12 protein-coding genes are annotated in these 12,160 nt (G+C 26.9%); 4 read left to right on the forward strand and 8 right to left on the reverse strand.

Annotated features, from left to right (window positions below; all coding sequences use genetic code 11):
* The 4 genes from JK634_RS08275 to metK form a co-directional block, all read right to left on the reverse strand.
* Positions 1–561, reverse strand: coding sequence for a class I SAM-dependent methyltransferase (locus JK634_RS08275; RefSeq protein WP_202767178.1), 561 nt, complete (start codon positions 559–561; stop codon positions 1–3).
* Between the two features lie 246 nt (positions 562–807).
* The gene (locus JK634_RS08280) at positions 808–1,284 is read right to left on the reverse strand and encodes an S-ribosylhomocysteine lyase (protein WP_202767179.1); all 477 of its coding nucleotides are present in this window, start codon (positions 1,282–1,284) and stop codon (positions 808–810) included.
* 22 nt (positions 1,285–1,306) lie between these two features.
* Positions 1,307–1,936 carry a TVP38/TMEM64 family protein gene (locus JK634_RS08285; RefSeq protein ID WP_202767180.1) on the reverse strand — a complete coding sequence of 210 codons (630 nt, stop codon included), beginning with the start codon at positions 1,934–1,936 and terminating at the stop codon, positions 1,307–1,309.
* Between the two features lie 89 nt (positions 1,937–2,025).
* Positions 2,026–3,201, reverse strand: coding sequence for a methionine adenosyltransferase (gene metK, locus JK634_RS08290; RefSeq protein WP_202767181.1), 1,176 nt, complete (start codon positions 3,199–3,201; stop codon positions 2,026–2,028).
* Between the two features lie 318 nt (positions 3,202–3,519).
* Between metK and JK634_RS08295 the strand changes: the two genes are divergently transcribed.
* Positions 3,520–4,578 (forward strand): glycosyltransferase family 4 protein, encoded by a 1,059-nt coding sequence (locus tag JK634_RS08295; RefSeq protein ID WP_202767182.1) that lies wholly within the window; start codon positions 3,520–3,522, stop codon positions 4,576–4,578.
* Positions 4,568–5,593, forward strand: coding sequence for a lysylphosphatidylglycerol synthase transmembrane domain-containing protein (locus JK634_RS08300; RefSeq protein ID WP_202767183.1), 1,026 nt, complete (start codon positions 4,568–4,570; stop codon positions 5,591–5,593). Before JK634_RS08295 ends, JK634_RS08300 begins: the two co-directional genes overlap by 11 nt.
* Positions 5,594–5,628: 35 nt before the next feature.
* On the opposite strand, the gene JK634_RS08305 is transcribed toward JK634_RS08300, so the two are convergent.
* Positions 5,629–6,825: a glycosyltransferase family 4 protein gene (locus JK634_RS08305; RefSeq protein ID WP_202767184.1), complete on the reverse strand. Its 1,197-nt coding sequence runs from the start codon at positions 6,823–6,825 to the stop codon at positions 5,629–5,631.
* A 121-nt stretch (positions 6,826–6,946) separates the two neighbouring features.
* The gene (locus JK634_RS08310; protein WP_202767185.1) at positions 6,947–7,681 is read right to left on the reverse strand and encodes an EcsC family protein; all 735 of its coding nucleotides are present in this window, start codon (positions 7,679–7,681) and stop codon (positions 6,947–6,949) included.
* A gap of 480 nt (positions 7,682–8,161) precedes the next feature.
* Between JK634_RS08310 and JK634_RS08315 the strand changes: the two genes are divergently transcribed.
* Both JK634_RS08315 and JK634_RS08320 read left to right on the forward strand, forming a co-directional pair.
* Positions 8,162–9,442 (forward strand): methyl-accepting chemotaxis protein, encoded by a 1,281-nt coding sequence (locus JK634_RS08315; protein ID WP_202767186.1) that lies wholly within the window; start codon positions 8,162–8,164, stop codon positions 9,440–9,442.
* A gap of 179 nt (positions 9,443–9,621) precedes the next feature.
* Positions 9,622–10,083 carry a hypothetical protein gene (locus JK634_RS08320; protein ID WP_202767187.1) on the forward strand — a complete coding sequence of 154 codons (462 nt, stop codon included), beginning with the start codon at positions 9,622–9,624 and terminating at the stop codon, positions 10,081–10,083.
* A gap of 103 nt (positions 10,084–10,186) precedes the next feature.
* Here JK634_RS08320 and JK634_RS08325 read toward each other — a convergent pair whose 3' ends face one another.
* Positions 10,187–11,278: a zinc metalloprotease gene (locus JK634_RS08325; protein ID WP_202767188.1), complete on the reverse strand. Its 1,092-nt coding sequence runs from the start codon at positions 11,276–11,278 to the stop codon at positions 10,187–10,189.
* A gap of 450 nt (positions 11,279–11,728) precedes the next feature.
* Positions 11,729–12,103, reverse strand: a complete 375-nt coding sequence (locus JK634_RS08330; protein WP_202767189.1) for a hypothetical protein — start codon at positions 12,101–12,103, stop codon at positions 11,729–11,731.
* Positions 12,104–12,160: the final 57 nt, after the last annotated feature.

The following is a 12,160-nucleotide window of genomic DNA, read 5'->3' on the forward strand; positions in this document are numbered from 1 at the left end:
TTAAGGATTTTTACATTTCAAAACATACGCTGGTGGTACATTAAATAAAACTCTTTCTAAATCTATTTTTTTAAAATAACCAGCAATAAAATCTTTCTTTAAGAGAGTATATTGAAACGTTATAAACAATCCGTCTTTTTTTAATATACTTCTAGTCTTTCTTAAAATTTTTCTTGACATGTCTTTAGGTAAACTAGCAAAAGGTAATCCTGAAACAATATAGTCTACATTCTGAATATTATATTTTTTTAAATACATATCTACAAGCTCTGCTGAATCATTTATTACTATAATATTATCATCTTCATTATATCTTTCTTTTAACTTTTTACAAAAATCTTTATTATATTCTAATAGTATTAATAAAGTATCTTTATTTTTTCTTTCAATAAGTTTATCGGTAAAAACCCCTGTACCAGGCCCATATTCAACTATACACTTTGCATTTATAAAATCTATATCCTGAATCATTTTTTTTGCAAGTTTTTTGGAGCTTGGTGCTACTGCTCCTACAGTTCTCGGTGACCTAACATATTCTACTAAGAATTTTATAATATTCATAAATAACTCACTCCCTAATTTTAAAATCGAATTTATATCTACTCGATTTTTAGTAGTTGCTTTATGAACTTAGTATAAAGATGAAACATTAACTTTTTATTTTGAAATATATTAAGATTCCTTAATGATTCATAAACATAAATTAACTTTTAACAAAGATAAAGAATCTCAATATATAAGATTCTTTATTTTCAATGATTATATTATTAGCTTATTGATTAATCTAAACTTCTTAAAACTCAATTATTAGAGATAATTCAAATTAGTTTCATTATTATTTAGTAAAACATCATTAAGAAACTTTTCAGCTAAATATTTAGCCATAGGAAGATTCATATCAAGATAGTTTCCACAATCTTTTGCAGATGCTCCTGGAATTTCACCTTCAAAGTCTGCAATAAATTTATATAAACCAGTTAATAGTTTAACTATATCTTTTGAAATATAATCTCCCTTTAGTAATAAATAAAAACCTGTTCTGCAACCCATAGGACCAAAATAAATTATTTTCGTTCCAAAAGTATCATGATTTCTTAAATATGTTGCTGCTAAATGCTCAATAGCATGCATTTCTGCAGTATTCATAACTGGTTCAAAATTAGGTCTTGTCATCCTTATATCAAATGTAGTAATAATACTTCTACCTACTCTGTCTTTTCTTGAAACATATATCCCGGGATATAATTCTAAATGATTTATTGTAAAGCTCGCTATTTTTTCCACTTAATATTTTCTCCTTTTCTTCTTATGACTGAATTTTATTCTTCCAATCCTTATAATTAAAGTAGCTAATTATGGCTATAACAATAGAAGTAGCTATAAATACAGATATAGAATACTTACTACTAATTCCTAAGCATGTATATAGAAGAATGATCGGCGTATCTGCTAAAAGTATAGTTAATATGTATTTTTTTAAGCTTATGCCAGTTAAAACAGAAAGAAAACAAACAACATCTGAAGGAATTACTGGTGATGAAACTCCTAATGCTAATATTTGAGTGTTATTTCTTTCTATTACATTGTATATCTTAGGGTACTTTTCTATTATCTTATCTTGATATTTCATACCAATTGTAAACTTTGCAAAGAAAAATAATAAAACTTCACTTACTAAATTAGCTGTCGTGGTTAAAAAAAATGTCTCCACTGGACCAAATAACATACTCGAGATAATAATAAAAACAGTGAATGGAACAAAAGTAAAAATTCTAAAAGATGCAATAATAAAGAGTAGTATTCTACTATATTCTGGATAAGTCTTTAGAAACATGGTAATTTTGGCGATTCCATCATTGTATAATTGATGCTTAAAAAATATAAATATAATCACTAACCAAAATAGACATATTATGATCTTAAATAACTTATTCATCGGTCACCTCTGTTATCGTATATACTGTTCCTATTTAAAATAAGACATATAGTACTCTTATTTATTCCATATGTCTTATTTTTATGTTCTTATAAGTATTTCTTTATTTCTTCAACCTTTGTTAGCTGCTCCCAAGGAAGTTCTACATCTGTTCTTCCAAAGTGACCATATGCAGATGTTTGCTTATATATAGGTCTTCTTAAGTCTAAATCTCTTATTATAGCAGCTGGTCTTAAATCAAAAACTTTATTTATGGTTTCTACTATCTTATCATCAGCTATTTTTCCTGTACCAAAAGTATCAACTTCTATTGACACTGGTTTTGCAACTCCAATAGCATATGCTAATTCTATTTCTAACTTATTTGCTACACCTGCAGCAACTAAGTTTTTAGCTGCCCATCTTGCAGCATAAGCAGCACTTCTATCAACCTTAGTTGGATCTTTACCTGAGAATGCACCACCGCCATGTCTTCCGTATCCACCATAAGTATCAACAATAATCTTTCTTCCTGTTAACCCTGAATCTCCTTGTGGTCCTCCAATTACAAATCTTCCAGTTGGATTAATGTAATATTTTGTTTCACCATCTAGTAATTCAGCAGGTATTACAGCTTTAATTACATATTCCATCATATCAGATTTTATTTGTTCTTGAGTTACCTCAGGTCCATGTTGAGTTGAAATAACAATTGCATCGATTCTTTTAACTTTATCTCCATCATATTCAACTGTTACTTGAGTTTTTCCATCTGGTCTTAGATATTCTAATGTACCATTCTTTCTTACTTCTGATAATCTTCTTGAAAGTCTATGAGCCATTGCTATTGGTGCTGGCATAAATTCTGGAGTTTCATTTGTTGCAAATCCAAACATCATACCTTGGTCTCCAGCCCCTACTGCATCAATTTTGCCCATATCTCCTTCTCTTGATTCAAGAGCCTCATCAACACCTTGTGCTATATCAGCTGATTGCTCGTCTATAGTCGTTAATACTGCGCAAGTGTCACAGTCAAATCCATATTTTGCTCTATCATAACCTATCTCTCTAATAGTTTGTCTAACTACTTTAGGAATATCCACATAACATTTAGTTGATATTTCACCCATTACCATTATCATTCCTGTTGTAACTGCTGTCTCACATGCTACTCTAGCATTTGGATCTTGTTCAAATATTGCATCTAGAACTGAATCTGATATTTGATCACAGATTTTATCTGGATGCCCTTCTGTAACTGATTCAGATGTAAATAATCTTTTCATTTTTCCTCCTAATTTTCATATATTTAAATTTTATTTTGTCTAAAGTATTTATTTATTATGGAATTAAAACATTAATATTTTATAGCGAATAATCTTAAGAATTCTTAATATTGAAAAAGTATTCTGAAGATAGTAATTTTATATCTTTTTGCTGGAATAGACTTTCAAAGAACTATTCCATATCCAATCTCTTCCAACTACTACAGAAAGAATTTCACGTGAATCAATTTAATTTCCTAAACTAGAATATAGAATGAAATTTTACAGAAACTAAACTTAATATCAATGCTACATCTATTTAAAGGAGGAATTATTTTAATGCCTACTATTAATATGCTTTCTTCAGCTGATAAAGTAAAAGGGCAAGGAGTTTTGTCAGCTTATGTTGAACAAGTTAACTTAGTTAAAAACGGACTTAATGATGATTATAAGATTAAAATAAACAACTTTAACTTTTGTGATATCATGCACTACCATACTATTGACTTTAAGTTTTTCTTAAGCATTCCTCTATCAAAGCTTCTTGGCACAAGCGTAGCTTATGTACACTTTGTACCAGAAACAATCGAGGAAAGTCTAAAACTTCCTAATGTAATAAAAAAGGTGTTTTATAAATATATGATTTATTTTTATAAAAGTGTTGATCATTTAGTTGTGGTTAATCCCTATTTCATTGATGTTCTTAAAAAATATAAAATAGATGAAAACAAGGTAACTTATATACCAAACTTCGTATCTGAGGATAATTTCTATAGATATGATGAGGAAGAAATAACTTCAATTAAAGAAAAGTATGGAATCCCACTAGAAAAGTTTGTTGTTTTAGGGGTGGGTCAAGTTCAAACTAGAAAAGGTGTTATGGACTTTATTAAGGTTGCTGAAAATCTTCCTGATATTCAATTTATATGGGCAGGTGGTTTTTCTTTTGGTTCTATAACTGATGGATATAAAGAACTTAAAAAAGTTATAGAAAACCCTCCTCAAAACGTCAAATTCTTAGGAATTATTAATAGAGAAGAAATGAATGATGTCTATAATATTTGTGACTTAATGTTTTTACCTTCTTATAATGAATTATTTCCTATGTCAATTCTTGAAGCTATGGCATTAAAGGTGCCTGTCCTTTTAAGAGATTTAGATATATATAGTAATATATTATTTAACTATTATTTAAAAGGAGATAATATATCAGACTTTACTGAAATAATAAAAACCTTACAAGCCAAAAATGGAGAATATAAAAATTGGTGCAATAGCTCTTGGAAATGTCATGAATTTTATTCTAAGGATTATGTCTTAAAAATGTGGAAAAAGTTCTATGATGAAATATATTCTAACCGCAATACACCTTTTAGGAGAAATACGAATGAAAAATAAGGTACTTAACTTAATTATAGTAATTGTTTGTGCAGTAATATTTTTATCATTTTTCCTTTTTACTAAAGGGTTAAACACTTTAATAGAGGAACTAAAAAGCTTAAATACCTCTTGGATACTTTTATCTATTTTAATGATACTTTTATTTTGGTTTCTTGAAATGTTAGCATTTTATGTCATTGCGGAAGCATTCACTAAAACTAAAAACTTATTAATTAAATCTTTTAATATTGAAATGGTTGGTTTATTTTTTGCTGCTGTTACACCTTTTTCCGCTGGAAGTCATCCTGCTCAGCTATATGCAATGACAGAAAGTGAAATTCCTGCTGGAACAGCTGGTTCCATTTTAATGATAAAATTTATAATACACCAAGCTATAAATATAGTTATTTTGCTCTTAGCTTTTGTATTCAAATTTAATTACTTTAATACAAAGGTTAAATACTTCCTATACCTATGTATCTCAGGTATTATTGTGCACATATTAATTATGATTCTTGCAATATTATTTTCAGTTAATAAAAACCTAACAAAAAAAATATTCTTATTTGTTTTTAATTTTCTAAAGAGATTCAAGTTTATGAGAAAAAGCGGTTATACCTTTGAAAAGCTTGAAGTTGAACTAGAGAAATTTCATGAGAATGCTGCTCTAATGACTAAGAATGTAAAGATGTGTATTTATGCTTCTATATACACATTTTTTCAATGGTTAGCCTTTTTCACTATACCATACTGTATTTATAGAAGCTTTGGATTTAATTCAGCAGATATATTCACAATGATTTCTGCCCAAATCTTTTTAATAAACTTTATGGCAATTATTCCTCTTCCTGGTGCTGAGGGGGGTGCTGAAGGGGGATTTTATTTGATTTATAGCTTATTTTTTAAATCAGGTACAATTATTACCGCAATATTCTTATGGAGAATACTAACTTATTACTTAACTGTAGCTGTGAGTGGTATTTTCACATTAATAATTCCACATATAAAATTTAAAAAAGAAAAACTATTATAGTTAAGTTTTACTATAATAGTTTTTCTTTTCTCTTATTAGTTTCTGGAGTTAGTTAGTTTTATTAAATCAGCACTTACTTCTTCATTTGCATGTGTAATACGATAATATTTATCTAGCATTTCATCTCCAAAAATATTACTTGAATATCTATTAGCCTTGACAATGGCTTTTTTCCTCATATGAGCTCTTAGATATCCATCTCTAAGTATTTTACCTATATAATATTCAAAATGAGCTTTATCCTTATATGAAAATCCGTTTTCTCCTTGTTCTATTACACCATCTATACAAGGATCATATTTGCAAACCACAGGACATCCACTGCTTAAAGCTTCTATATAAGTTAATCCTTGTGTTTCACTAGTGGACGCTGTGACAAATATTTCAGCTATTCTATAATATTTATGAATTTCTTTTGAATCTATCATTCCTGTAAATATAACATTATCTTTTATATTCATTTCTTTGACTTTTTCTTTTAGCTTATTTAAGTATGGGCCTCCACCTACTATTAGAAATTTTATATTTTTAAATTCTCTTATTAAATTAGGGAAAAGTTCTAAAATTTCACTTATATTTTTCTCTTCCCCAATTCTCCCGATATAAGCTATAACCCTATCACTCATACTAATTCCTAATTTTAATTTAATATTATACATTTCTTCATAAGATATTTTTTGTTTAAATCTACTTAAATCTATTCCCGTTGGAACTACATAAATAGGCTTATTTACTCCATAGCTTAATAGTGTTTTTTTAGTTTTTTCAGTAGGGGCAATAACACTATCTAAGCTATTTAAGAGAAGTTTAGTTATTTTTGCTGAGGTCTTTTTCCTAATTATCTTTCCCCCTAATAAATAATCCAAATAATTTTCATACATGGTGTGATATGTATGCATATGTGGAATATCTAGTTTGCTTGCGATATATTTAGACACGAACATCATAGAAAATTCCGTTTGAGAATGAATAACATCTGGCTTCCATTTTATAATTTCATTTATTAATCTATTATGTAAAGGAAACTTAATTCTAGCATCAGGATACACCCCTATTCCAATGGATTTTAAGAAATATATATCCCCTTCAACTTTTTCGACCCCATTACTAGACAGAGTTAAAATCTTAACAGAATGTCCTCTATATTTTAATTCCTTATATAAATTATTAACTGAAGTAGATACTCCATTTATCACAGGAAAATATGTATCTGATGTTATTAATATTTTCATTAACTTTGCCTCCTAGCAAATATTATTACCCTTATATAGTTATTGTTTCCATTTATAGAAAAAGAAATCCTATAAAAAAATAAAATACCTAAATTATTATATTTAGATATTTTATATATATTTAATATTCAACTTTTTTAATTTCTAATATTCTCATTCTATAGGCATTCATTGCTGTTTTGCCAAGCTTATCTAAAAGTTTTGAATTTGCATAAGCACCTACAAATGCACCTATAAATGGTACTAACTGCAGAAGCTTCGCTAAATCTATATAATCCCTATATTCTTGTTGAAATTCACGCCAATCAAATTCATTAATATTTCTTGGTAAGGTTGCTACATTTTTTTCCCACTGATCCATCACTTCAAAAATTTCATTAGTCTTTGCTTGACTTGAAAAAGCTAATTGGAATATATAAAGAATATATAGTCTCTCTCTATAATCTTTTACATCGAAGCCGTAAATAGCAGCCATTTCATACAAGAATTTAATTTTTATACTAAGCAATAGTGGAAAATCTGCAAGCCCTAATAGAAAACCTCCTGCACCTGTACCAGCACCTTCTATAATGGCAGTATTTTTATAGAAATTAATTTTTTCTTTTGCAAGTTCATCTCTAAGCTCTAATGATTTTCCTTCAATAGGCTTCTTAGCTATATATTCTGAACCAAGCAAAACTCCTTTTGTCATATTTTTTATTGCAGCAGTCATTATATCATGATATTTTTCAGGTAGAATTCCATTAAACTTATTTTGAACTCCTTTTGAAGCTCTATTAAAAATAGAAGGTTTCATTCTCATTTCACGTTTCCATCTATTTAATTCAGAAATTACTACTCTATTATGATCATACATGTTAATTCTCCTTGATAATATTACTTATTTATCATATATTATATAATGCAAAAATCATATTACATCTCATTGTCCAACTCTTAGTTGAAACGTCCAAGAGTTGGACAGTGACATGTAAATTCTTTAAAGCATTATATATATTATATCATTTTTATTAATTTCTTATTAAAAATTAGATAAACATTAGAATATTCATAAAATTTAGCAAATACTATAGTAAATTACTGAAAATGAGATTTATCATCAGTATTGTTTTGTTTTCAGACTTTGATATAATTAGCCAATATGATACCATATTAATTGTTATGTAAAAACGACAAATTTAAATTTCTACTGGAGGTGGGACAACCTTCCTTTATTCAAGTTACATGGGAAGGTGGAATTGATAATAGCTACATATATATTAATATTAAAAAGATTGATTAGGAAAAGACTCTATAAATATTTTCAAAAATTTCATCAAGGTAGGTGCATATAATTATGGATAAAATCAAAAACGTTTCAATACGTACTCGTATCATGGGATTAGTATTTTTAGCTATGCTATTATCAAATATAGGTATAATGACTAGCTTATCATATAATACATACGGTAACTTCTTTCAAATAGTTACTCCTTCAGTTATTAGTAAATCAGTAATCTTTATTATTATCTTTCAGGCAATAGCATTTTTTCTATCTGAAGGTCTTCTAATAAAACCTTTAAAGAAAAGTGTTTTATTAGCTGATTCAATCTCAAATAATGATTTAACTGCTAGTATTGATACTTTACAACACGGAGAAATTGGACAACTTATTGAATCACTTTTAACAGCTCAAGAAAACTTAAAAACGCTAATATCTACAATACAAAATTCTTCTGGAAAGGTTACTCTATCCGCTGAAGATTTGAATCAAATAATTACACAAGCTAATGAAAAAGTTAAAGAAATAGATGAAGGTGTTAATAAACTTATATCTCATTCTTATGAGAATGCTGAAAGCATTAAACAAACTTCTATTGCTCTATCTGGAATAACAGATAATTCCCAAAGAACTGCAGAGCTTGCTTCAAAAATTGAAGAACATGCAAAAGGTGTTCACTCTGCTGCTGAGGAAGGTAAAACTTCAGTTGATTCCATTGTAGTTGCTATAAAAGATCTTGTTACTAACACAAAAGAAGTAAATACTGAAGTCCTTGGACTTGAAGCACAAAGTAATAAAATATCTGAAATAATTAGTATTATTTCTCAAATTTCAGAGCAAACAAACCTATTAGCTTTAAATGCTGCTATTGAAGCTGCTAGAGCTGGTGAAGCTGGTAAAGGCTTCTCTGTAGTTGCTGAGGAAATAAGAAAACTTGCTGAGGATACAAATACTTCTTTACAAGATATCGGAAATCTTATTAAAGATATGAACATAAAGACAAAGAACGTAGTATCAGCAGTTAATGCAGCTGGAGAAAAGGTTTCGGTTGGTGTGTCTAAATCAGATGAAGTAAAATTAAGTATAGATAAAATTATTGATAGTATTCAAAGTACTTTCTCTATGTTATCAGATATAACCGATGGTGTAACTACCCAAGCTGCTTCTCTTGAAGAAATGACTGCAACAATTGAAGATATAAGTATGACTATAGATAGTGGACTTAATGTTTCAAATGATATTCAAGAAAAGCTTAATACACAAGAAAATTTATTTACTAAGATTGATAAAACCTCAGGCGAACTTGTAACGCTATCTGAGGATATGAATAAGCTTACAAAGATATTTAAAGTATAATATAGAAAATGGCTTACTAAATTAAAGTAAGCCATTTTTTATATTCTTTAATACCTTATTGCTTTTGCTTAATTTCTAAATAAAAACTTACAAATTAAGTTAAACCTAATGCATGTATTTCCATTTTAAATTTGAATTTATATAAATAGAACTGTTATTATATAATGAGGAGGTGTATTATGTTTATACATAATTTAATTACATATACACTAGGTTTAGTGCTTATTATAGGTCTTTTTATCGTTTTTACTAAACAAATATTAATCTATAAGGAAATCACCTTAAGAAATGGAGAAAAAAAACAGTTAAGTGAACTTAATTGGTTAAAAAAAAGTGGCTTTTTCTTTCTTTGGTTTCTGAGTTTAATTATAGGCATCATTATGTTTTTTGCTATTATTCCTTATATTAAAGATTTTTCAATCTACAATAATAATAAATATGAAGTGATTGATTATTATAATGTAGAAAATGTACGACATATAAAAAGCTCAAGAAAAGCATCATCTTTTGATGTAATTACTATAGATGGAATAGATTATAAAATAGAAAGTGCTACACCAATTAAAGAAGGTGATACTGTAAAAATATCTTACTTACCTAATACAAAAATTATAATAGATTTCAAAATATATAATTACTAAATATATTCTTTACATCTACAACTATTGCTATTGTATTTTTTCAAGACTTGTCTAACATGTGGAAATCAAAGAATCATTTGAAAATGATTATGTAAATCTTCATTTACTTGTTTTTGCAATAACTTTTCAATATATTTTTTTCTACATTAATATAATTCTCATTTATATAATGCTCCATGTTATTTTCTAAAATATGCATAATTTTTTCTAAAGAAATTGGATATCCCAAAAAATATTTAGTTCTTTCTAATAAATAATTAGTATCATCTGAATTTTCATATTCTAAAAAATAATGTTTATATAACTTATTAGCAGAATTGAAATCTTTTTCTATAACAAGAAGATATATAATTACTAAATGTATATAATAAATAATTTCTTTATGAATTATGTCTAACTTATAATACAAATATATCAAATTCTTAATATTTTTTTTGACCACTTCATTATTAATAAACTTATTCTTTATAATAGAATTTTCTATTATGTTACACTGAATTTCAATTTGTATTAGTTCATTTTTATCTATCAATTCTAAGTTTATTTCTTCACATTTTTTTTTGGCTACAATATATAAATAATCATTATTTGAATAATTATTTGAATAATGATTAAAAGACATAAGAATATTTATAGTATTTTTTTCATTTTTTAATAATGAAAAAAACATTTGCCCATCTCCAAAAAACAAATTATATACTCCTATAAATAATGATGTTATACAGAAAATATTTCTAATTAATATAAGTAAATCTATATTAGTTTGAAAAAAAGAACAAGCACCTGCAACCATAATACTTGCAATAGGTCCGAATATTGTACTAATTGCAATTTTCTTTACAACAACATCATACTCTTTATTATTTCTGACTATAGGAATATTAGGAATATTAAATCCACCATATTGAAGCATATACTTAATATTCACACTAATATCCCACCTACTATTATTTTTTACCATTAAGAATGGAAAAATATAAAGAACAGATGAATTTATTCCTAAAATAACAGATATTAATTGATGTCCTAATTCATGTATCAAAATTGCGATAAATAAACAAATAATAAAATTATAAATTATAAAATATAATTTATAGCTTTCTACTTCAATTTTGTCATATATAAAAATATAATTAATTAAAAATGTCATAATTATACTAATAAAAGCTAAAATTTTGTATACTAAGTTCTTCATTTGCTTACCATCCTTGATAATTAATAAATTTTTAAAATATATTTATTGCCTTTCTTAAAATGCTTCTTTGAAATCTATTTTTTATTCCCCTTTAAAAATAAATCTCCAAATGAAATACCAAATGCAACTCCTATCGCAACAAATATATTTCTATATAAATTTATATTTGAAGGTTTAAAAAAGTAATCAAAAATATAATTTAAACAAGCAAACATTATAAATAACTTAATAAAATTAATTATTCTACTTTTCTTTGGACTATTAATATTAATCACCTCACATTAAATCTTTTGAGTTTTTTCCAAATATATTCAATATGACCTTATAAAACCATGATAACCTACTTATGTTTAAATATCTTAGTTATTAAATATACAAATTTATAAATATACGATAAATATGAGGAGCTTATACCTCATATTTATCGTATTTAAATCACTATTTTTATTTTTATCCTATCCAACCATTGTTATGATAAGTATCAACGGAATCTAAATAGCTAGCTACTGCTCCTCCTATATCTGAATAATTTATTGCAAAATTTACTGCTGCTCCTATAAATCCAGCTAATCCTGTACATCCAATTGCTATTAATTTACTTGTTATAGTTCTTGTAAATATTTTTTTAGCCTGTTCTTTTCCAACACTTGTTATCCAAGCTCTTACTCCTGCTACTCCAGCTCCACCAATAGCCAAACCAATTGCTGTATTTATTGCAGCTGCAACAACTGTCGTAGATACTGCAAATCCTCCATCAATATATTCCTTTTCATTTTCGTGAATTTCTAAAGAATTCACTGGTAAAATTAATTCCATCTTTTTCATTTAAAACTCTCCTTCACTTATTACATATTTTTAAATATATATTAAAGGTATCTGCAG

Source organism: Clostridium paridis (assembly GCF_016765615.1).
Classification (GTDB): domain Bacteria; phylum Bacillota; class Clostridia; order Clostridiales; family Clostridiaceae; genus Clostridium_T; species Clostridium_T paridis.

Coding starts and splice junctions, on each gene's coding strand:
- JK634_RS08275 (WP_202767178.1), bottom strand. CDS start 561: ATGAATATTATAAAATTCTTAGTAGAATATGTTAGGTCACCGAGAACT.
- JK634_RS08305 (WP_202767184.1), bottom strand. CDS start 6,825: ATGAAAATATTAATAACATCAGATACATATTTTCCTGTGATAAATGGA.
- JK634_RS08325 (WP_202767188.1), bottom strand. CDS start 11,278: ATGAAGAACTTAGTATACAAAATTTTAGCTTTTATTAGTATAATTATG.
- JK634_RS08300 (WP_202767183.1), top strand. CDS start 4,568: ATGAAAAATAAGGTACTTAACTTAATTATAGTAATTGTTTGTGCAGTA.
- JK634_RS08320 (WP_202767187.1), top strand. CDS start 9,622: ATGTTTATACATAATTTAATTACATATACACTAGGTTTAGTGCTTATT.
- JK634_RS08295 (WP_202767182.1), top strand. CDS start 3,520: ATGCCTACTATTAATATGCTTTCTTCAGCTGATAAAGTAAAAGGGCAA.
- JK634_RS08330 (WP_202767189.1), bottom strand. CDS start 12,103: ATGAAAAAGATGGAATTAATTTTACCAGTGAATTCTTTAGAAATTCAC.
- JK634_RS08315 (WP_202767186.1), top strand. CDS start 8,162: ATGGATAAAATCAAAAACGTTTCAATACGTACTCGTATCATGGGATTA.
- JK634_RS08310 (WP_202767185.1), bottom strand. CDS start 7,681: ATGTATGATCATAATAGAGTAGTAATTTCTGAATTAAATAGATGGAAA.
- metK (WP_202767181.1), bottom strand. CDS start 3,201: ATGAAAAGATTATTTACATCTGAATCAGTTACAGAAGGGCATCCAGAT.
- JK634_RS08285 (WP_202767180.1), bottom strand. CDS start 1,936: ATGAATAAGTTATTTAAGATCATAATATGTCTATTTTGGTTAGTGATT.